The organism is Flavobacterium sp. (genome assembly GCF_040379285.1).
Lineage (GTDB): Bacteria > Bacteroidota > Bacteroidia > Flavobacteriales > Flavobacteriaceae > Flavobacterium.
This window is the reverse complement of sequence record NZ_JBEILJ010000015.1, coordinates 1-22102: the sequence shown is the minus strand read 5'-3', so window position 1 is coordinate 22102 and position 22102 is coordinate 1. Positions and strand designations below refer to the sequence as shown.

The 22102-nt window shown below is 40.6% G+C and carries 21 protein-coding genes; 16 read left to right on the top strand and 5 right to left on the bottom strand.

Features of this window, described 5'->3' with window-relative positions:
* Position 1 precedes the first annotated feature (1 nt).
* The 9 genes from ABWO12_RS05040 (at position 2) to ABWO12_RS05000 (ending at position 10179) form a co-directional block, all read left to right on the top strand.
* Positions 2 to 1162 (top strand): N-acetylmuramoyl-L-alanine amidase family protein, encoded by a 1161-nt coding sequence (locus ABWO12_RS05040; protein WP_353087692.1) that lies wholly within the window; start codon positions 2 to 4, stop codon positions 1160 to 1162.
* A gap of 33 nt (positions 1163 to 1195) precedes the next feature.
* A complete protein-coding gene (locus ABWO12_RS05035) occupies positions 1196 to 2149 on the top strand; it encodes an MlaD family protein (protein WP_353087691.1) in 954 nt (317 codons plus the stop codon).
* A gap of 6 nt (positions 2150 to 2155) precedes the next feature.
* Positions 2156 to 3478 (top strand): 4Fe-4S dicluster domain-containing protein, encoded by a 1323-nt coding sequence (locus ABWO12_RS05030; protein WP_353087690.1) that lies wholly within the window; start codon positions 2156 to 2158, stop codon positions 3476 to 3478.
* 93 nt (positions 3479 to 3571) lie between these two features.
* Positions 3572 to 4018 carry an LNS2 domain-containing protein gene (locus ABWO12_RS05025; protein ID WP_073362337.1) on the top strand — a complete coding sequence of 149 codons (447 nt, stop codon included), beginning with the start codon at positions 3572 to 3574 and terminating at the stop codon, positions 4016 to 4018.
* A 27-nt stretch (positions 4019 to 4045) separates the two neighbouring features.
* Positions 4046 to 4837: a (Fe-S)-binding protein gene (locus tag ABWO12_RS05020; protein ID WP_353087689.1), complete on the top strand. Its 792-nt coding sequence runs from the start codon at positions 4046 to 4048 to the stop codon at positions 4835 to 4837.
* Positions 4838 to 4963: 126 nt separating this feature from the next.
* On the top strand, positions 4964 to 5446 hold the full coding sequence (locus tag ABWO12_RS05015; RefSeq protein WP_353087688.1) for an ABC transporter ATPase: 483 nt from the start codon (positions 4964 to 4966) through the stop codon (positions 5444 to 5446).
* A 9-nt stretch (positions 5447 to 5455) separates the two neighbouring features.
* A complete protein-coding gene (locus ABWO12_RS05010; protein WP_353087687.1) occupies positions 5456 to 8470 on the top strand; it encodes a serine hydrolase domain-containing protein in 3015 nt (1004 codons plus the stop codon).
* 141 nt (positions 8471 to 8611) lie between these two features.
* Positions 8612 to 9742, top strand: a complete 1131-nt coding sequence (gene bshA, locus ABWO12_RS05005) for an N-acetyl-alpha-D-glucosaminyl L-malate synthase BshA (protein WP_353087686.1) — start codon at positions 8612 to 8614, stop codon at positions 9740 to 9742.
* Positions 9739 to 10179, top strand: a complete 441-nt coding sequence (locus ABWO12_RS05000) for a protease complex subunit PrcB family protein (protein ID WP_353087685.1) — start codon at positions 9739 to 9741, stop codon at positions 10177 to 10179. The genes bshA and ABWO12_RS05000 overlap by 4 nt, the downstream gene beginning before the upstream one ends.
* Before the next feature lie 20 nt (positions 10180 to 10199).
* Here the strand turns inward: ABWO12_RS05000 and ABWO12_RS04995 are convergent, their stop codons facing one another.
* Positions 10200 to 10685 (bottom strand): putative outer membrane beta-barrel protein, encoded by a 486-nt coding sequence (locus tag ABWO12_RS04995; protein WP_353087684.1) that lies wholly within the window; start codon positions 10683 to 10685, stop codon positions 10200 to 10202.
* Positions 10686 to 10910: 225 nt separating this feature from the next.
* The gene (locus ABWO12_RS04990; protein WP_353087683.1) at positions 10911 to 11738 is read right to left on the bottom strand and encodes a GLPGLI family protein; all 828 of its coding nucleotides are present in this window, start codon (positions 11736 to 11738) and stop codon (positions 10911 to 10913) included.
* A 249-nt stretch (positions 11739 to 11987) separates the two neighbouring features.
* On the opposite strand from ABWO12_RS04990, the gene aroC reads away from it, so the two are divergent.
* The 5 genes from aroC (at position 11988) to ABWO12_RS04965 (ending at position 18204) form a co-directional block, all read left to right on the top strand.
* The gene (aroC, locus tag ABWO12_RS04985; protein ID WP_353087682.1) at positions 11988 to 13055 is read left to right on the top strand and encodes a chorismate synthase; all 1068 of its coding nucleotides are present in this window, start codon (positions 11988 to 11990) and stop codon (positions 13053 to 13055) included.
* A gap of 6 nt (positions 13056 to 13061) precedes the next feature.
* Positions 13062 to 14306, top strand: a complete 1245-nt coding sequence (locus ABWO12_RS04980) for a dicarboxylate/amino acid:cation symporter (RefSeq protein WP_353087681.1) — start codon at positions 13062 to 13064, stop codon at positions 14304 to 14306.
* A 310-nt stretch (positions 14307 to 14616) separates the two neighbouring features.
* Entirely contained in the window at positions 14617 to 15138 is a 522-nt protein-coding gene (locus ABWO12_RS04975) for a DUF7935 family protein (protein ID WP_353087680.1), read from the top strand.
* A gap of 82 nt (positions 15139 to 15220) precedes the next feature.
* Complete coding sequence (locus ABWO12_RS04970) at positions 15221 to 17560, top strand: ATP-dependent helicase (protein ID WP_353087679.1); 2340 nt, start codon at positions 15221 to 15223, stop codon at positions 17558 to 17560.
* Positions 17561 to 17583: 23 nt separating this feature from the next.
* Entirely contained in the window at positions 17584 to 18204 is a 621-nt protein-coding gene (locus ABWO12_RS04965; protein ID WP_353087678.1) for an L-threonylcarbamoyladenylate synthase, read from the top strand.
* 45 nt (positions 18205 to 18249) lie between these two features.
* On the opposite strand, the gene ABWO12_RS04960 is transcribed toward ABWO12_RS04965, so the two are convergent.
* The 3 genes from ABWO12_RS04960 to ABWO12_RS04950 form a co-directional block, all read right to left on the bottom strand.
* Positions 18250 to 19083 (bottom strand): OmpA family protein, encoded by an 834-nt coding sequence (locus ABWO12_RS04960; protein ID WP_353087677.1) that lies wholly within the window; start codon positions 19081 to 19083, stop codon positions 18250 to 18252.
* A 78-nt stretch (positions 19084 to 19161) separates the two neighbouring features.
* The gene (locus tag ABWO12_RS04955; RefSeq protein ID WP_353087676.1) at positions 19162 to 20151 is read right to left on the bottom strand and encodes a glycosyltransferase family 2 protein; all 990 of its coding nucleotides are present in this window, start codon (positions 20149 to 20151) and stop codon (positions 19162 to 19164) included.
* A gap of 3 nt (positions 20152 to 20154) precedes the next feature.
* Positions 20155 to 20604 carry a type I restriction enzyme HsdR N-terminal domain-containing protein gene (locus tag ABWO12_RS04950; protein WP_353087675.1) on the bottom strand — a complete coding sequence of 150 codons (450 nt, stop codon included), beginning with the start codon at positions 20602 to 20604 and terminating at the stop codon, positions 20155 to 20157.
* Positions 20605 to 20651: 47 nt separating this feature from the next.
* Here ABWO12_RS04950 and holA point away from each other — a divergent pair, with 47 nt between their 5' ends.
* Positions 20652 to 21656, top strand: a complete 1005-nt coding sequence (gene holA, locus ABWO12_RS04945) for a DNA polymerase III subunit delta (protein WP_353087674.1) — start codon at positions 20652 to 20654, stop codon at positions 21654 to 21656.
* Between the two features lie 43 nt (positions 21657 to 21699).
* Positions 21700 to 21882 carry a CAL67264 family membrane protein gene (locus ABWO12_RS04940; RefSeq protein WP_073362443.1) on the top strand — a complete coding sequence of 61 codons (183 nt, stop codon included), beginning with the start codon at positions 21700 to 21702 and terminating at the stop codon, positions 21880 to 21882.
* Positions 21883 to 22102 lie beyond the last annotated feature (220 nt).

Here is a 22102-nt window from a genome sequence, read left to right as displayed (position 1 = left end):
TATGAGTCAACCCTTTGCGAGAGCGATATTGGTATTTTTTTGTTTTAGTTTAACCCTTAGTGGACTGGTGGCACAAACGTCAAAATTTAAAGTAGCCCTTGATGCAGGGCATGGCGAACACGATTTTGGAGCCGTTTATAATGGACATATAGAGAAAAATATCAATTTGGCAATTGTACTCAAAGTAGGAAAATTGTTGGAGAAACACAATGGTATTGAGGTGATTTACACCCGAAAAACAGATGTGTTTATTGATTTGATTGAACGCGCAAACATTGCCAACCGTGCAGACGCTAGTATATTCGTGTCAATCCACTGTAATGCAAATAAGAATCCCGCAGCCGATGGTACCGAAACGTATGTGATGGGTATGTCCAAAAATGCTTCTAACTTGGAAGCGGCCAAACGGGAGAACGCAGTAATTACCCTAGAAAAGGATTACAAACAAAAGTACGAAGGATACGATCCGCGAAAACCCGAAACAATGCTAGGCATGATGCTAATGCAAGAAGAGTTTTTGGAGAATAGTATCGCTCTTGCGGCAAAAATTCAGGATAATTTCGTGAAAATGTTAGGTAAAAAAAGCCGTGGTGGTGGCGTAAAACAAGCCCCTTACATGGTGTTACACAAAGCCTATATGCCTCGAGTGTTGATTGAAACGGGATTTGTTTCCAATCCGGTTGAAGGCGCGCGATTGGATTCAGAAGAAGGACAAAATGAAATTGCAGAGGCGATTTACAAAGCGATTCTAAGTTATAAAAAGGATCATTTTGACGGGGAAGATAATTCCGATTCCGTAAAACCTTCCCAACGGGTAGAGGAATTGCCTGTGCCGCCATCGCCCTCCAAAAAAGACACCGTTATTAAGAAAACAGAACCAAAAATGGTGGATAAACCTGTCACAAAAGGGGTTGTTTTTAAAGTTCAAATCTCAGCAAGTGCCAAGAAATTGGAAACGGTTCCGTCTAATTTTAATGGGTTGAAAAATATTGAAGTGACGCAAACCCCTGCGGGAATGTACAAATACACCTATGGACAAACGGCCAATTATGAAGAAGCCAAAAAGTTATTGCAAGAAGCAAAATCCAAAGGATATACCCAAGCATTTGTAATTGCATTTAAAGACGGAAAGAGCGTTTCGGTGCAAGAAGCTATGAAATAAAATTATAAATTTGCAGCTTAAAAATAGTAGATTTTGAAACTAACACGGGAACTAAAAACTGCCATACTCGTCATTGCCTCCATACTACTTTTTATATGGGGCTACAGCTTTTTGAAGGGGAAAGATATACTGAGTAAACAACGCGTTTTATATGTAGTTTATGATAATGTGGAAGGTTTAGAAAAATCGGCCGCTGTTACTATCAATGGGTTGACTATCGGAAAAGTGAGTGCAGTGACTTTAGACAATGATACGGCAAAAATCACAGTGGAATTGCAAATCAACACCGATTTTCCCATCAAAGAGGGAAGCATAGCCGAAATCTATGCTCCGAGTCCGATTGGGGGAAAACAAATTGCAATTATACCCGCTACTTCTGGGAATTTAGTGCCCGATGGAGGACAGTTAGTTGCGGCAACGAAATTGGGTCTTACCGAAGAAATTGCCCGTCAAATTGAACCGTTGAAGGTTAAAGTGTTGAAGTTATTAGACAACACCAATGCGATGATGGAAAACATTAATCAAGTTATGGACGCTTCGACCAAAGAAAATTTACGTCAAAGTTTGGCCCACCTTGATGCAATGCTAATCGAATTTCAAAAAGCAGGGGCACTAACCAATGCAATGTTGGCAGAAAACCAAAAAAACATTAAAGGAACGCTCGCCAATGCGGATAAAGCTTCGGCTAACTTTGTTAAAATCTCTGAGGATTTAGCCAAAGCGAATTGGACAGAAACCGTGGCTAAATTGGATGAAACCCTTAAAAATGTCAATCTTCTTTTGCAACAAATGGAAGCGGGTAAAGGGACAATGGGTAAATTAATGAAAGATGAGCAATTATATGCTAATTTCACGAAAACGTCCAAAGAATTGGAATTGTTGTTGCAAGATTTACGTTTAAATCCGACGCGTTATGTAAACGTGTCCCTTTTTGGTAAAAAAAATAAACCGTATGTGGCTCCTGTGGCCGATACGATAAAAAAATAAGAGACGATGGAATATTTGGATAATATTTTCTTTACGGTTGTACTGGCCATTGGCGTGGGGTATTTTGCGATCAATGTCAAAAAGTTAATGCATAACATCAAATTAGGACAAGCGGTCAATCGAACCGATAATCCTAAAGCGCGCTGGAACAACATGTTGATGATAGCCTTGGGACAGTCCAAAATGGTGAAACGCCCTGTTTCGGGAATCATGCACATTTTGGTTTACGTGGGTTTTGTGATCATCAACATTGAAATGCTCGAGATTGTTATCGACGGACTCTTTGGAACCCACCGTGTATTTGCCTTTATGGGCGGATTTTATAGTTTCCTAATCGGTTCTTTTGAAGTATTGGCAGTGCTCGTTTTAGTTGCTGTGGTGGTGTTTTGGGCACGACGAAATGTACTGAAGCTCGGGCGATTTGCGAGTACAGATTTGAATGGAAAACCGAGAGGTGACGCCAATATTATCTTGTATTTTGAAATTGTATTAATGTCGCTGTTCCTGTTGATGAATGCTTCCGATTTTTGGTTGCAACAAGCAGGCGTTTCGCATTATGTCAGTGCAGGCTCGTTTCCGGTAAGTCATTTTATCAGTCCCATTTTCGACGGAATAAATGAAGGTACGGTAGTGTTGTTGGAGCGAACATTCTGGTGGATGCACATTGTAGGTATTTTGATTTTCTTAAACTATTTATACTACTCCAAACATTTACACATTTTGTTGGCTTTCCCCAATACCTATTATGCAGATCTGAATGCTAAAGGTAAGATTGATAATCTGGAGAGCGTTACCCGTGAAGTGCAATTGATGATGGATCCCAATGCCGATCCTTTTGCTGCTCCAGCTACAACCGATGCGGTTCCTGCAAAATTTGGTGCGAGCGATGTCATGGATTTGAACTGGGTACAGTTGCTGAATGCCTATACCTGCACCGAATGTGGACGTTGTACCTCTTCTTGTCCAGCGAATCAAACGGGTAAAAAATTGTCTCCCCGAAAAATCATGATGGATACCCGCGATCGTTTGGAAGAAGTAAGTCGTAACATCGATACCAACAAAGGGGTATTTATTCCCGATAACAAATCGTTGTTGAATGATTATATCACCACCGAAGAACTTTGGGCTTGTACTTCTTGCAATGCTTGTGTAGAAGAGTGCCCCGTAAATATAAGTCCGTTATCAATCATCATGGACATGCGGCGCTATTTGGTCATGGAGCAAAGTGCCGCACCACAATCGCTCAACGCAATGATGACGAATATTGAAAACAACGGCGCTCCATGGCAATACAACCAGATGGATCGTTTGAATTGGAAAAGTGAGTAACGCGATGCAAGGCATCAAACAATATCCGAACTATTCCTAATGTGAGGGCGGGAATGGAACGGAAAAAATGCAACTAATCAAAAATTTGAAATCATGAAATCAGAAGACATTGAAAAGTCTTTACAGTCTGTTACTGAAAATGGACAGCACCTTAGCCCTATTTTACCGGAAGGTATCAAAAATTACCTCATCGATATTGATGGAACCATTTGCGATGACATTCCGAATGAAGAACCCGAGCGTATGTTGACTGCAGAAGTTTATCCCGATGCCTTGATTACGCTCAACAAATGGTACGACGAAGGTCATGTGATTTTTTTCTTTACCTCCCGTACCGAAGCGCATCGTGCGTATACCGAAACCTGGTTAAAACAACACGGTTTCAAGTACCACGGAATTTTATTTGGGAAACCCCGTGGAGGAAACTACCACTGGATTGATAACCACTTGGTAAAAGCGACCCGATACCGTGGGAAGTTTACCGATTTAATTGAAAAAGAAGTCACCATCCAAGTTTTTGACGATGGGAAACATGAATAGTTAGAATATTTTCAAACGAATTGAACTATGGCTGAAATTTTAAATGTACCGACAATGGCCGAGATGATGGCGCAAGGACAACAACCTGAAGTAGTTTTTTGGGTGGGTTGCGCTGGGAGCTTTGACGATCGTGCCAAACGAATTACCAAAGCTTTTGTCAAAATTTTAAATCAAGCCAAGGTCTCCTTCGCGGTTTTGGGTACGGAAGAATCCTGTACAGGCGATCCAGCGAAGCGCGCAGGGAATGAGTTTTTGTTTCAAATGCAAGCCATGATGAATATTCAGGTTTTGAATGCGTATGAGGCAAAAAAAATCGTTACCGCTTGTCCCCATTGTTTCAATACGCTGAAAAATGAATATCCTGAATTGGGGGGACAATATGAAGTTATTCACCACACCCAATTTCTCAAATCCTTATTGGATGAAGGACGATTAAAAATTGAAGGAGGTACCTATAAAGGAAAACGCATTACATTTCACGACCCTTGTTACTTGGGTCGCGCCAATAATGTGTATGAGGCGCCTCGGGCTTTAATTGAAAAATTAGATGCCGAATTGGTCGAAATGAAACGTTCGCGTGCCAACGGTTTATGCTGTGGCGCCGGTGGTGCTCAAATGTTTAAAGAACCTGAACAAGGAAACAAAGACGTCAATATTGAACGCACCGAAGATGCTTTGGAGACCAAGCCAGAAGTGATTGCTGCGGGTTGTCCTTTCTGCAATACCATGATGACCGATGGCGTAAAGCATTTCGAGAAAGAAAGTGAAGTCAAAGTATTGGATATTGCTGAGTTAATAGCCAACGCCCAAGATTTGTAAGTAACAAAGTCGATAAATTTTATGGTGAGCCCTATTTTTCACCCTTCAATTTTTCACAAAAACCCAACAAATCGATGTTTCAATAAAATTTAACGTGATCCCACCACGGCCCTAAAAGAAGAATATATGTACATTCCTTTTGAACAATTACCCGAGGAATCCCGAATATGGATTTACCCCGCCAATCGCAAACTTTCGGAGGAAGAAGTGACCGAAATCGAGCAGTTATTGCTGCATTTTGTAGACCAATGGTCGGCTCACGGTACGGCTTTGGAAGCTTCGTTTAAAGTCGTTTATCAGCGATTCATTGTTTTGGCAGTAAATACGTCTGTGCAAGCGCCAACGGGCTGTTCTATAGATGCTTCCGTGGCTTTGATTCAACAAATTGAACAACATTTTCAAATTGATTTGTTGGATAAAATGAATGTCACCTTCCGTCAGGGAGAATTTATTACGCACAAAACCTTGCTTGATTTCAAAAGAATGGTCAAAGAAAAATCGGTAGGTCCCAACACCATTGTATTTAATAATTTGGTAAATACAGTAGAAGAGTGGCAATCCCATTGGGAAGTCCCCGCCACTGAAAGTTGGCATGCTCGTTTTTTCTAATTTAAACCCATGCAACACTACGCTAAATTTTTGTTTTTGCTTTTCGCGGTTGCTTTTGCGGTTCAATGTAGTTCCGTAAAAAACAGCCATTCGAAAACTCATTCAAAATCACTTCCAAAGCCTAAAACGGTCTCTGGAGAGGAGGATGATGTGTATATTCCTGTGGCCAAAGCCGATCGCATAACATTTTTCAAAGATACTCCCGCTGAACTACGTTGGGCCGATAGTGTGTACAACCAAATGACGTTGAAAGAACGGATTGGGCAATTGTTTATGGTGGCCGCGTATTCCAACAAAGATAGTGCTCATGTGAACAGTTTGGACCGTTTGATAAAAAACGAATCGATTGGAGGCTTGATTTTTTTTCAAGGCGGACCTGTGCGTCAAGCAAAACTGACCAATCGTTTTCAAAAACAGTCCAAAATACCTTTATTCATTGGGATTGATGCCGAGTGGGGACTGAATATGCGTTTGGATTCTACCTATAAATACCCTTGGAATATGACCTTGGGTGCTGTTAAAAATTATGCCTTATTGGAAGAAGTTGGACGTCAAATGGCGCTTGAAGCAAAACGTATTGGATGTCATTTTAATTTTGTTCCGGTATTAGATATCAATACCAATCCCAAAAATCCCATCATTGGTCATCGCTCTTTTGGTGAAGAAAAACACAATGTCACCGACCATGCAGTAGCTGTAATGAAAGGGGTTCAAAGTACAGGTGTCTTTTGTACGGGGAAACATTTTCCAGGGCATGGCGACACCGCTACCGACTCGCATCATGCTTTGCCTCAATTGTTGTTTGATAAAGAGCGCATTGAGCGCGTAGAATTGTATCCTTACAAGAAGATGTTTGATGAAGGACTGGTCTCGGTGATGGTGGCTCACTTAAATATTCCGAGTTTGGAACACCGCGACGGTTGGCCAACTTCGGTGTCTCATTCGGTGGTAACCAATCTCCTGCAAGAAGATTTAGGTTTTGAAGGATTGATTTTTACCGATGCACTTAACATGAAAGGCGCCAGCAAGTTTATGGCACCCGGAGAATTGGATTTGGAAGCTTTTTTAGCCGGAAACGACATTTTACTATTTCCCGAAAATGTTCCTTTAGCGAGTGAAAAAATTACCACGGCCTACCAAAATGGTTTGATTTCTGAAAACCGTTTGGCCCATTCGGTAAAAAAAATATTGCGCTACAAATACAAAATTGGACTGCAGAAGCCCCAAATCGTTGAAGAAAAAGGGATTTCAGAGGCCATGTTTACGCCATTTAAAGAAGCGTTGCATTATCAAATCTATGAAAATGCTATAACGTTGGTCAAAAACCAAGACGATATACTTCCCATTAAAGATTTACGTCAAAAAATTGCCTATGTCAAATTAGGAGACGATCAAAGCAGTCCTTTTTTACAAACCCTTCGCAAGTATACCGACGTTACCGAAGTGGTTGAAAGTCACCCTGACTCCTTAAATGTTCGGTTGAAAGCCTATGATTTAGTCATTGTCGGGTTTCATAAGTCCGATCGGGCATGGAGAAAACATGATTTTTCGGAAACAGAACTCCAATTGTTGGATAAAATCGCCCAATCCAACAAAGTGATTTTGGATGGTTTTGTCAAACCCTATGCGCTATCTGCGGTTCCTTCCTATGAAAATATTGAAGCCGTAGTGGTGTCGTATCAAAATAGTGAAATTGCACAAGTGGTTTCGGCGCAAGTGTTGTTTGGAGCCGTTGAACCCAAGGGAAAACTGCCCGTTACTATCAATGCTGAATTTCATGAAGGACATGGATTTAATTTTACCCCGCTCAATCGTTTAGGATTTACGGCACCTGAAAACGTGGGTATGAGTCCGAAAACCCTAGCGCGCATCGATCAAGTAGCTCAAAAAGCTATCGACGGGGCAATGACTCCAGGAATGCAAGTGTTAGTAGCCCGTCGTGGTAAGGTGATTTTTCACAAAGCCTATGGGAATCAAACCTATGAAGCGCAAACTAAAATTCAAGCTTCAGACCTGTATGATGTGGCTTCAGTGACCAAAATCGCTGCGACCTTACCGTTAGTGATGCAATTATATGATCAGGGTAAATTGCGACTCGATCAAACGTTGGGTGAACTCTTACCAGAGACGAAAGGAACCAATAAAGAATCCATTACCTTAAAAGAGCTATTGTCGCATTACGCCCGACTTCAAGCGTGGATTCCTTTTTACAAAGCAACGTTAGATGCCGAAAAATGCCCGCTGCCCCAATATTATAGTTTGGGTCAAAAGCCCGGTTTTGAAGTTCAAGTTTCTGAAAATCTGTATCTAAAAAATGAGTACAAAGAATCGATGTTTACTCAAATTCTTGACAGCAAATTACTGGACCAAAAAGAATACAAATACTCAGATTTTACCTTTATCATTTTACAACGCATTGTAGAGAAATTGATAGGTAAACCTTTGGATGAAGCCATTCAATCCTATTTCTACCAGTCTATGGGGCTGTCCAATAGTCGTTTTAATCCGCTGCATAAATTTGATGCCACCAGTATTGCACCCACCGAAATTGACAATTATTTTCGTCATACTTGGATTCAAGGGTATGTGCACGATATGGCCGCGGCTATGATGGGAGGCGTGGCAGGACATGCGGGTTTATTTTCAAATAGTTTAGACATGGCCAAAATGATGCAATTATATTTGCAACAAGGGAATTATGGGGGGATTCAATATTTTTCACCCGAAACCTTTACTACCTTTAATACGTGCCATTTCTGCGCCGAAGGAAATCGCAGAGGACTAGGTTTTGACAAACCCCAATTGGGAAAAGAAGGGCCAACGTGTGGATGTGTTTCCATGCAAAGCTTTGGCCACACGGGATTTACAGGCACCATGGTTTGGGCCGATCCGGAAAGCGAAATCGTTTATGTGTTTCTTTCCAACCGTACTTTTCCCGATAGTAATGCTCCCAATAAATTGTCGAAAGAAAACATCCGTGAGGAAATTCAAAAGATTATCCAAGAAGCCATCTTGGATCGATAATTTTATTTATTGGTTTCGCGTTTTTTCGCTTGATATTTTTGGTAAATTCGTTTAGCGGATTGAATTCCTTGATAAAAAGTAAGTCGCTGATTTAGTCAGTTTTGCTTTTTTTGGGAAAAGTTTATTCTGCACTTCAATGATATGAAAATTGCTATTGTTTGTTATCCAACCTTTGGGGGCAGTGGAGTAGTTGCCACAGAACTGGGATTAGAATTGGCCCGAAGAGGTCATGAAATTCATTTTATCACTTACCGACAACCCGTTCGTTTAGCTTTACTTAACCCCAATGTGCATTATCATGAAGTTAATGTGCCTGAATACCCGCTGTTTCATTACCAACCCTACGAATTGGCGTTGTCCAGTAAGTTGGTCGACATGGTAAAGCTACACAAAATCGAATTATTGCATGTGCATTATGCCATTCCGCACGCGTATGCAGGATATATGGCACAACAAATGTTGCGCGACCAAGGGATTCATATTCCTATGGTTACCACGCTTCACGGTACAGATATCACTTTGGTAGGTAAGCATCCTAATTATAAAACGGCGGTGAGTTTTAGTATTAATAAATCGGATATTGTGACCGCTGTTTCCCAAGATTTGAAAGAGGAGACTTACCGGCTCTTTGATGTGAAAAATGAAATTCATGTGATTCCCAATTTTATTGAATTGGAAAAACATCGCAATGAAAATCATATTGCCTGCCAACGTTCGGTAATGGCAAAAAAAGAAGAGCGAATTATTACCCATATCAGTAATTTTAGAAAGGTAAAGCGCATTCCTGATGTCGTTAAAATTTTTTATAAAATTCAACAAACGATACCTTCCAAGTTAATGTTAGTAGGGGATGGTCCCGAGCGACTTCCGGCAGAACGATTGTGTGAGGAATTGGGCATTGTCGACAAGGTGATTTTCTTTGGGAATAGCAACGAAATCGACAGTATTTTGGCCTATTCCGATTTGTTTTTACTTCCTTCCGAAACCGAAAGTTTTGGTTTGGCGGCCCTTGAAGCGATGGCTTGGAGTGTGCCGGTGATTTCCAGTAATACGGGAGGATTGCCTGAAGTCAATGTGCAAGGTGTATCTGGATATTTGGCTCCAGTAGGCGATATAGACGCTATGGCCAAAGACGCGATTTCCATACTCAACAATAATGAGACGTTGGCGACGTTTAAGAAACAAGCACTCGAAGTGGCCCAGCAATTCGACATTGCGCTGATTTTACCCCAATACGAAAAGTTATACCATGAAGCCATCAATAAACCATGAAAAAAAGCGTAGTTTTATTTTTTAGTGTACTCTTTTTAACCGCTTGTAAATCGACATTGCCTCCGGAGTCTAGCTATGTAACGTATGATATTTTATTTGGCAGGGACTATGATGGTGCTTCTTTTCAGTTTTTTGAATTTATCACTGAGGAAAGTGAATACCAAATGTTACTGAAGGATCCAATTATTAGTCCTTATCTAAAGCCCAATGATATTCAAGATAACAATTTTATTTTGGTCAATTTAGGTGAAAAACCCACAGGAGGTTGGTCCATTAAGGTGGAAAAAGTAAAAATATTGAAAGACAAAGTCGAAGTAGTTATTCGCGAAATTTCCCCAAAAGGGATGGCTACTACCGCGATAACGACTCCTAATTTTGTGTTGAAAATAAAAAGTAAAAAACCGATTGACCTACAAATAATAAATCCCGGCAAGTAACTGGGATTTAGTGTTTATCGTTAGAATCGGTAACGGATCCCTAAAGCGATATCGGGACCAAAACTTTCGTCTCGGAAATCACTTGAATTTGAATAAATTTCTGGACGGAAATCCAAAGACAATTGCAACGGAATGTCAAAATTGTATTCTATACCAATATTCCCCGCCGCAAATAAAAATGTTCCATTATCGGAAACGCCATTTTTATCATAGCTCCAACTTCCTAAACCACCACCAACACCGGCATACCAATTGAATCCGTTATCAATTTCCCACACCCACTGGTAAAGCCCTGTCAATTTAAACGCATCAACATTATTGCTGTTACGCCATCCCAGGTCAAATTCTAGACGGTTGTTTTTGGACAATCCTCTTTGGTAAGAGATTTCTCCACCAAATCCGTCGTTGTCTCCCAAACGAAGACCCAAAGCGTGTTTAGAAATGTCTTGTGCTTGAGCAAAATAGGCGCCTCCCAGCAAAGCGAACATTAACAGTATTTTTTTCATAGTTACAAAGTTTAGTTAAATAATTTAGAGCGTGTTCTTTAACAAACCGTAAAATAAAGACTTTAGTATGTTTAATCACTCGATTTTAAGAAAATTTTTAAGGCTTTGTGGTGAGGAGCGTTTTGAGGGGATCCTTAATTTTTTCCTGTGGGAAATATCCAAAAAAAGGCATCCCAAAAAGGAATGCCATAATTAATTGTTTAAAATAAAAGTAGTTTTTGAAAATCATTCGATGCGCTCAATATAATTTTTCTTGTTCGCGTTCGTATTTAATCTTGGAGAATTTTGTTGCTGACCTTGAACAATTATTTCAGGAATCGCAGCTTCATCACGATTAGAATACTTAATTTTTTCATTAATGGTCATTTCGCTAAACTTTTTTCGAATCTTATAAAATTCATCCTTGTTGATGCTTTCAAAGGGTTTTCCCCCGTCTTTTATAAAATAGTCTTCAATTTTTGAATCAAAAACGAAATGCCCTTTTTTAACTTCATTAGCGATAAAACTAAAAACATGCTCACGGTCGTTTATGGCCATGATTAAACCGGGTAGCCCATGAAATTTATAGGGTCCAACAGAAACTGGAATCTCTGGTGCATACCATGCATTCCACTCACGCCCCGCATAGTTTAATATTGCTTTTTTACAAACAAAGCCATGAATAAGGGTATCCCTATCGATTAATTTCCAGGAGTGATTGACCTTTTCTTTAAACGAATACGAATCACTTCCAATCGTTTCAAAATGTTCAACCTGATCCCCTTTGCTCTTTATCAAAAAATGAACAGGGACTTTATTCATAAGAACATCAGCCGTAGTAAGCGCCCGCTCTTTCTGTATTTGATTAAAATTCATCATACCCTCAAAAGTAAACAACGACTCTTGGTCCTTTACAATTAATGTTGTATTGGCGGTTTGTGTTGACTTTGAAGTGATGTGTTTTTTATAAAACATAGTGTAGGACACCGACAAATCAGTGCTATTGGTAGTAATTTCATGGGAAAATCCATGCGAACAAGTAATTAATAAAAAGAGAACAATAATTTTTTTCATAATACAACATTTCAATTTTGAGTATGAGCGTATACTGTACTAAACATTTTTTACAACCTATATTTGAAAGGATCACATTAATTAAACGTAAACTTACAGTATTCATTTTACACCAATTCCATTGAAAAGAAAAATTTAACAAAGATGTTGGCTCGGGTACGTTTTATTGAGGGGGAGAATGAAAAAAAATTGTTCTTGAATCAAAAGACCATGCCAAAATTAAGTTTTATATTTGTTCAAATTGCATGTATGGCTGGAAATACTTTTGGAACTTTATTAACGCTGACTACATTTGGCGAATCGCACGGTACTGCTTTAGGAGGTATTATTGAAGGTTTTCCTGCGGGAATTGCCCTAGATTTTGAGGCTATTCAAAACGAAATGCAGCGAAGAAAGCCCGGACAATCGGCTATCGTTACCCAACGAAAAGAAGCCGATGAAGTACAATTTTTATCGGGTATTTTTGAGGGAAAAACCTCGGGAACTCCTATCGGCTTTATAATTCCCAATACGAATCAAAAATCGGCAGACTACAATCATTTGGAGAATTCTTTTCGTCCGAGTCATGCCGATTATGTCTATGAAAAAAAATATGGAATTCGCGATTACAGAGGGGGAGGGCGTAGTTCAGCTCGTGAAACAGCTTGCCGCGTTGTGGCAGGTGCGCTAGCCAAACAAATGCTTCCGCAGGTAAAAATAAATGCTTTTGTCTCCTCTGTAGGCGATATATTTTTGGAAAAACCTTACCAAGCCTTGGATTTTTCACTTACCGAATCCAATCCTGTGCGTTGTCCCGACCCGGAAACAGCAGCCCAAATGGAAGCCCTAATCAAAGAAATTCGTAAAGAAGGCGATACGATTGGCGGTACCGTTACTTGTGTCATTCAGAATGTACCCGTAGGGTGGGGAGAACCTGTTTTTGACAAATTACATGCGCAACTTGGAAAAGCCATGCTGTCGATTAATGCCGTAAAAGGGTTTGAATACGGTAGTGGATTTTGTGGAGCGCGAATGAAAGGAAGTGCGCACAACGACCGTTATGCTAGTGATGGGACAACGTTGACGAATTTGTCTGGAGGTATTCAGGGGGGTATTTCCAACGGAATGGATATTTATTTTAGAGTTGCTTTTAAGCCGGTTGCTACTTTGATTCAAGAGCAAGAGGTGCTTACCGCCGATGGTCGTATCGAAATCCAACAGGGTAAAGGACGCCATGATCCTTGTGTGGTGCCTCGTGCAGTTCCTATCGTTGAGGCAATGGCAGCCTTAGTTTTAGCCGATTTTTCTTTAATTCATAATGCCTATCAAGGCAAATAATTTTGCATGGAAACAGTAAAAAAATCTTGGTTATCCAACCTCACGGTTCAAATTTTTATCGCCTTAATTCTCGGAATGGGACTAGGGGTTTATATTCACGATAACACGAGCACAAGCTTTGCAACGTCTTTCAGTGGTTACATAAAAATGTTGGCAACCATATTTATTCGTCTGGTACAAATGATTATTGCGCCGTTGGTATTTACAACTTTGGTGGTGGGTATCGCGAAGTTAGGCGACTTAAAATCGGTGGGACGAATCGGTGGAAGAGCCATGGGTTGGTTTTTTTCTGCCTCATTGATTTCGTTGCTTATTGGGATGTTTTGGGTGAATTTTTTTGAACCCGGAGTCGGCATCCAATTGATCGATGTTGATCACGAAGCGGCGCTAGAAGTTACCCAAAAAACCCAAGATTTCTCGGCGCAACATTTTATTGAACACATCATACCCAAAAGTGTTTTTGAAGCGATGGCAACTAATGAAATTTTGCAAATCGTTGTTTTTTCAATCTTTTTTGGACTCGCTGCTGCCTCTATGGGGTCCTATACGGAACCTGTAATTAAGGTTTTGGATAAAATCGCTCACATCATTTTGAAAATGGTTAACTATGTGATGAAGTTTGCTCCTTTTGGTGTTTTTGGTGCGATTGCTGCCGTATTTGCTACGAAAGATTTGGGAGATTTGTTGTTTACCTATACCAAGTTTTTGGCTGCTTTTCTCGTCGGTATTGGGTCGCTTTGGGTATTGTTGTTGTTTGTAGGATATCTCTTTTTACGCCATAGATTACGGGAGCTATTACAACGCATTACCTCTCCTTTGGCTATTGCCTTTGGGACTACAAGTTCGGAAGCGGTTTTTCCTAAATTGACAGAAGAGTTAGAACGTTTTGGGGTGAAAGATAAAATAGTGTCTTTCATGCTTCCGTTAGGCTATTCGTTTAATTTGGATGGCAGTATGATGTATATGACTTTTGCCAGTTTGTTTATTGCCCAAGCCTCGGGTATGCATATTGATTTACCCACACAAATGACGATGCTTTTGGTGTTGATGCTTACGAGTAAAGGGATTGCAGGGGTACCTCGTGCCAGTTTGGTAGTGGTGGCTGCTACTTGTGGCATGTTTGATATTCCGGTGGAGGGAATTGCTTTAATTCTACCTGTCGACCATTTTTGTGATATGTTTCGTAGTGCGACCAATGTGTTGGGTAATGCGCTAGCCACAAGCGTTGTAGGGAAGTGGGAAAAATTATAGAAAAATATAAATTTGAAGTTTACATGATTAACTCAAAGCCTGAAACTTGAAACCTTAAACTTGAAACTTGACACGAGGCTTTAGCCGACTGATGTAGCGAAGCGAAATAAACTTCAAACCTGAAACCTTAAACTTGAAACATGAAACTTGAAACCTTAAACTTGAAACTTGACACGAGGCTTTAGCCGATTGATGTAGCGAAGTGAAATAAACCTGAAACTTGAAACCTGAAACTTGAAACCCAAAACCCCTTGCCCAAACCTCAGAATTTCGTTTTCTTTGTAAATATTAAAATAAATCCAAACGCGTTATGGAAACTGAAATGTGGATTGAATTGGCTTTGTATACTCTACCCGCAGTTGTCACTGGTAGCGTCTCATATCTCATTATCCAAAAATTTGTCAAATTGGACGAAAATCGCCGCAAGTTCCAACTGCTACGAGACAACCAAAAACAATCCCTGCCCATTCGTCTCCAAGCCTATGAACGGATGGCCTTGTTTCTCGAACGCATCAATCCGCTCAAACTCATGATTCGCGTGGCACCTTTAAGCAACGACACCCCCGATTATATGAACCTTTTGATTCAGAATATCGAACAAGAATACGAACACAATGTCACCCAACAAATCTATCTTTCTGATAAAGCCTGGGTGATGGTAGTCAATGCTAAAAATGCGATTATCCAAAACCTCCGCAACCTAGCCGCCGATAGCGAAATCAAAGACGCCGACCAATACCGAATGAAAGTCTTGAGCTCGTTGATGGAAACCGAATCCGCTTCGCAACTGGCGTTGGAGTTTTTGAAAAGCGAAATCAAAGACTTTATTTGATTATTCTAAATTATAAATTATAAATTTAAATAGGTCGCAGCTCAATAGCTTAGCGTCTCAGAAGCTTAGAAGCTAATAAAAAATGCTTGAACAATATCTCAACCAATTGAATGAAGCGCAACGGGCGCCCGTACTGCAAAAAGACGGTCCCATGATGGTGATTGCCGGTGCCGGTTCGGGGAAAACACGCGTGCTGACCATGCGTATCGCCTACCTTATGCACCACGGGGTTGATGCCTTCAATATTTTGGCCCTCACTTTTACCAACAAAGCCGCCCGTGAAATGAAGTCGCGTATCGCGGCCATCGTGGGGAGTAACGAAGCTAAAAACCTCTGGATGGGAACATTTCACTCGGTTTTTGCTAAAATTCTTCGCATTGAAGCCGATAAATTGGGATACCCTTCCAACTTCACGATCTATGATACCCAAGATGCCGTGCGGTTGATTTCGGCTATCATCAAAGAGATGCAGTTGGACAAGGATATTTACAAACCCAAGCAAATTTTGGGACGCATTTCGTCGTACAAAAACTCACTCATTACCGTAAAAGCCTATTTCAACAACCCCGAACTACAAGAAGCCGATGCCATGAGCAAAAGGCCGCGAATGGGTGAAATTTATCAAAACTATGTCGACCGTTGTTTCAAAGCGGGTGCCATGGATTTTGATGATTTGTTGTTGAAAACCAACGAATTGCTTAACCGTTTTCCCGATGTGCTTGCCAAATACCAAGACCGTTTTCGCTACATCATGGTCGATGAGTACCAAGATACCAACCATTCGCAATACTTGATCGTTCGGGCATTGTCCGATCGATTCCAAAATATCTGTGTGGTAGGCGATGATGCCCAAAGTATCTATGCCTTTCGCGGAGCCAACATCAACAACATTCTCAATTTCCAAAAGGATTACGATCGGGTGCAAACCTACCGTTTGGAGCAAAATTACCGTTCGACCAAAAATATCGTAGAGGCAGCCAACACCATCATCGATAAAAATAAAACCAAATTGGATAAAGTCGTTTGGACGGCCAATGAACTCGGACCCAAAATTAAGGTGCACCGCAGTTTAACCGATAGCGAGGAAGGGCGTTATGTGGCCGGAGAAATTTTTGAAATGAAAATGCGCGAGCAACTCACCAATGGAAAGTTCGCTGTGTTATACCGTACCAATGCCCAATCCCGAGCTATCGAAGATGCGTTACGCAAACGCGATATTCCGTACCGTATTTATGGCGGTTTATCGTTTTACCAACGCAAAGAAATAAAAGACGTATTGTGTTACTTACGCTTGATTATCAATCCTAAAGACGAAGAAGCATTGATTCGGGTTATCAATTATCCCCACCGCGGAATTGGCGATACAACCGTTGAAAAATTGACCATTGCAGCCAACCATTACAAGCGTTCCATTTTTGAAGTGATGGAGCATATCGATAAAATTGATTTAAAATTGAATTCGGGAACCAAAAACAAGCTTCACGATTTTGTGAACATGATCAAGAGTTTCCAAATTATTAATGAAAATCAAGACGCGTTCTATTTGGCCGAACATGTGACCAAAAAAACAGGCTTAATCCAGGAATTGAAGAAAGATGGTACCCCCGAAGGTGTCGCCCGTGTTGAAAATATCGAGGAATTGCTCAACGGGATTAAAGATTTTACCGAAGGGCAAAAAGAAGTCGATGGGGCCCGCGGTGCCTTGGCCGAATTTCTTGAAGATGTTGCTCTCGCCACCGATTTGGACAACGATACCGGCGACGACGATCGCGTGGCATTGATGACCATCCACTTGGCGAAAGGGCTTGAATTTCCCTACGTTTTCATTGTGGGATTGGAGGAAGATTTGTTTCCCAGTGCATTGAGTTTGAATACACGCAGCGAACTCGAAGAAGAACGCCGCTTGTTTTATGTGGCGTTGACCCGCGCCGAACACCAAGCCTATCTTACCTATGCCCAATCGCGGTACCGTTGGGGGAAACTCACCGATGCTGAACCTTCGCGTTTTATTGAAGAAATCGATGCACAATACCTTGAATTTGTTAATCCAGCCGAAACGTCTGGCTACCGCTACAAACCCATGATTGATATGGATATTTTTGGGGATGTGGATAAAAACAAATTGCGTTTGCAAAAACCCGTTTCCGGAACACCGCCCCGTCGTATGCAGGAAGACGAACCCGAGCCAAGTGCCAACATTCGTCGTTTGAAGCCCGTAAATACTAGTGCGCCATCTTCTTCAAGTGGTCAAGGAGATAGCAAAATCGCCATCGGAAATATCGTACTCCACGAACGCTTCGGGAAAGGGGAGGTGCTAAACCTAGAAGGAATCGGCGGCGACCGTAAAGCGGAAATCAAATTTGACGTAGGCGGTATCAAAAAACTTCTGTTGCGTTTTGCCAAACTGGATGTCATTGGTTAATTTAAGTACCTAATTTCCAAGCTATGGCACAATTTGTAAAAATCTATAACGACAATCCCAACGAAGCGGCTCTCAAAAAGGTCGTCGAGGTATTGCGCAACGGCGGAATCATCATTTATCCCACGGATACAGTTTATGGATTGGGCTGCGATATTACCAATACCAAAGCCCTGGAACGGGTGGCCAAACTAAAAGGGATTAAGTTGGAAAAAGCCAATTTGTCGTTTATTTGTTACGATTTAAGTCATATTTCTGATTATGTGAAGCAAATTGACACGTCTACTTTTAAGTTGTTAAAACGTGCCTTGCCAGGACCATATACCTTTATTTTACCCGGGAATAATGATTTACCTAAAGTTTTTAAAAACAAAAAGACGGTCGGAATTCGCGTCCCAGACAACAACATCATTCGCACCATTGTCAATAGCTTGGGAAATCCTATTATTTCGACTTCCATCTACGATGAAGATGAAGTGTTGGAATATTCCACCGATCCGGAATTGATTTTTGAGAAATGGCAAAATCTTGTCGACTTGGTAATTGATGGCGGTTATGGCGATAATACACCTTCTACCGTTATTGATTTGTCGGGCTACGAACCTGTTGTGGTGCGTGAAGGCAAGGGTTCGCTCGATATTTTATAAAAAAAAAGCGCCTCATAAAGAGACGCTTGATTGTGACGCAAGCGATTACTTGCTTAGATTTTTCATTTCTTTTTCAATCATATCATAAAACTGGTCGATTTTAGGTAAAATCACAATGCGCGTTCTGCGATTGGTCGCCCGATTCTCAGCCGTGTTGTTGTCCACCAAGGGAATAAATTCACTGCGTCCAGCCGCAATAATTTGCTTCGGATTTACCCCTAAATCTTTGGTCAATACGCGAACAATGGCCGTAGCGCGTTTCACACTCAAATCCCAGTTGTCAAGCAATATCGCATTTCCAGTAAAAGGAACATTGTCGGTGTGTCCCTCCACCATACATTCAAAATCAGGTTTGTCGTTAATCACCTTGGCCACTTTGTCTAACACGGATTTGGCCTTGTCGGTAACTACATAACTACCGCTTTTGAATAACATTTTATCGGAGATGTTGATAAAAACCACACCTTTTTCCACACTGATATTGACATCCTGATCATCTAGTCCTACATTTTTCTTCAAACTCGTCACTAAAGCCAAAGTTACCGAATCTTTCTTGGTCAAAGCATCTTGTAAACGATTGATTTTTAAGTCTTTTTCTTTCAAACTTTCTAAAGAACGCTGTAAATTTTCAGCGCCTTTGGTCGTCAGCATGGTTAATTCTTTGGAACTGTTGATTAAGTCGCTGTTGTTCTTTTTCAAATAATCATTCTGCTGACTCAAGGCTTCTTTTTCTGTCAAACAAACATTCAATTTCATGGTTGTTGAGTTCAACAAATCCTGGCATTCTTTGTTTTTTTGCTCCAATTCGGCAATTTTCTTTTTACTGCCGCAAGAAGCTAAAGTTAACGCTACTAAAGAAAGAAACAATACTTTTCTCATGGGATATCTTTTTTTGTTTTTTACAAAATTAACGCTTGTAAAGTGAAATAGAACTACAAAAAGGTTAAGATTTGTTAATTATCGTTCGAAATACTTCTTTCCTTTCACAAAATAATTCCAAACAATACTGTTCAAGGTATAATAACTCTTGCGTTGCGGTGCCTTTCGTAAAGCGAGGGTAGCCCTAATTTTTCCGTAAAATGAAAAATGCGCTTGAACAATGGCCCAAGTGTGCGCTCCTTTTCCTTGTATTAAAAACTGAATTCCAGCAATGCCGTCCAGCACCAAGCGTGCAAAAAGAATGGGAACCAAGGCACCGGCAGGCAAATTTTTGAGCATCATCGAGAGCGAATTCCGAAAATTCAAAAAAGTTTTACGTGGAGTTCCTGTTTTTAAGGTAGCGCCACCCACATGATACACGACCGAATCGGGAAGGTAATAACAATCATACCCTTGATTGAAAGCGCGCCAACATAAATCGATTTCCTCTTGATGTGCAAAAAACGTCGCATCCAAGCCGCCCAACGGATGATAGACGTCGCGCCGAATAAAAAAACAAGCGCCTGTGGCCCAGAAGATTTTTGCCGGGTGCGGATATTGATGTTCATCTTTTTCTAGCGTTTCAAACACACGGCCACGGCAATACGCAAAGCCAAAACGATCGATAAATCCGCCTGCCGCCCCGGCGTATTCAAAATAACTTTTGTTTTTATAATCCAATAACTTGGGTTGAGCAATCGCTGTATTGGGATGCGACTCAAAATGGGTAAGAATCGGTTGTAACCAATTTTCGGTTACTTCAATATCCGAATTCACCAAGGCATAAATAGACTCTTCAACCTGTTGCAATGCCTCATTATATCCTTGTGCAAATCCATAATTACCAGCATTTTGTATGATTTTTACAGAGGGAAATGTTGCCTTCACAAAGGGCACAGAATCATCGGTAGAGGCATTGTCTACGAGGTACACCTGTGCCCAATCGGAATATTGTACTACAGAAGGCAGAAACGTCTCTAGTAACGCTTTTCCATTCCAATTTAAAACAACGACAGCTATAGATTTCACGGACTATAAAGTTTTAAATTCAGGTAAATCAGGTAAAAAAACATACGTTTGCGCCTCAAAATCCATTTGACAAAAATAATGCTCCAATCCGTTGGTGACCATCAAATACTTGGCACGTAACACCAAATTGTACCGTGCAATTTGATCAAAAACAGCTTGGGTGATTTTTACCTCAGGCGCTTTACATTCGACCAAAACAGCAATGCCTCCATCACGCTGAAAAACAACCACATCGTATCGTTTAGTTAAACCATTTTGTGCAATAGATTTTTCAACATTAATATAGGAAATCGGAATTTTTTTTACCTCCTGTAAATACCGAACGGTATGTTGTCTAACCCATTCTTCGGGGGTTAAGACTACAAATTTTTTCCGGATAGCGTCAAATATTGCCGTTTTATTTTCACTATTTTTGAGGCGAAAGGAAAACGGTGGAAAATTGAGTGCTTGCATGGAGCAAAAGTACACTTTTTTCATCGCAAGCCAAGGAAACAAAAACTATGGAGGAAGCGGTAAATATCATCAATGCGATAAAAAGTGGAACGATAGCCCCAATTTATTTTTTAATGGGGGAAGAGCCGTATTACATTGATATTATTACAGACTATATTGAAGATCACTTGCTCACAGAGGATGAAAAGGGATTCAATCAGATGGTGTTGTACGGACGGGATACGACCATTGAAGATGTTATTGCACAAGCCAAACGGTATCCCATGATGGCCGAACGCCAAGTAGTGATAGTCAAGGAGGCTCAAGAATTGGTGCGGACTATCGATAAATTAGAATCCTACGCCGAAAATCCCCAGCCCACCACGGTATTGGTATTGGCCTACAAATACAAAACCTTAGATAAACGCAAAAAAGTCACCAAAGCCTTAGAGAAAAACGGTGTCGTGTTTGAAAGTAAAAAACTCTACGAAAATCAGGTCGCTACATGGATAACCCGCGTGATTAAGGGAAAAGGATTGGGTATCGAACCCAGAGCGGCGGCGATGTTGGTGGAGTTTTTGGGGAACGATTTAAGTCGTATCAGTAATGAACTCGATAAATTGAAAATCATTTTTCCGCCAGGACATACGGTGACTGCCAATGATATAGAGGTGAATATTGGGTTTAGCAAGGATTACAACAATTTTGAACTTCGAACCGCCATAGGGGAGCGAAATGAGAAAAAAGCCTATCGCATTGCCCAGTATTTTGCTCAAAATTCGAAGGACAATCCGTTAGTGGTTACTACAGCCATGGTTTTCTCCTATTTCACCCAAGTATTGCAATACCATGGATTGAAAGATAAAAGTCAGGCCAATGTTGCTAAGGTGTTGCGAATTAGTCCATTTTTTGTAAAAGATTACGAACTGGCCGCCCGTCATTATCCAATGAAAAAAGTATCGGCTATCGTTGCCAAACTCCGTGAAGTGGATGCCAAAGGAAAAGGGGTAGGAGCCAATTCTATTTCGCATGCCGATTTGTTAAAGGAATTGTTAGTGACGATTTTCAATTGAGTTTTTTTCCGATATTTGCCTTCCGATTAAAAAAATGAAAACGATGGCAATGAATAAAAATACAGTACTCGGTTGGGCAACACTCATTATGATTATCATGGGATTATTGCTCATCGGTTTGGGCGTTTTTCGCTACAATGAAATCGCAGGTTGGGGCTTTGGCGCTGTCGGGGTTGGATTTTTAGCCAATGCATGGGTGTTTAGCTCGTTGAAAGGAAGAGTATAGTGGGGTAAATTCAAATTTCAATTTCAAATTTCAATTTCAAATTTCAAATTTCAAATTCCAACCTCTAACGTCTCAATTAAAATTCCAATGTCTAACGTCCAACGACTAATGACTAAAGACTAATATCTAAAATTTAAACGCATATGTCAGACGATAAGAAAGTCATATTTTCTATGTCTCGAGTTAATAAAACTTACTCGAGTACCAACAAACAGGTGTT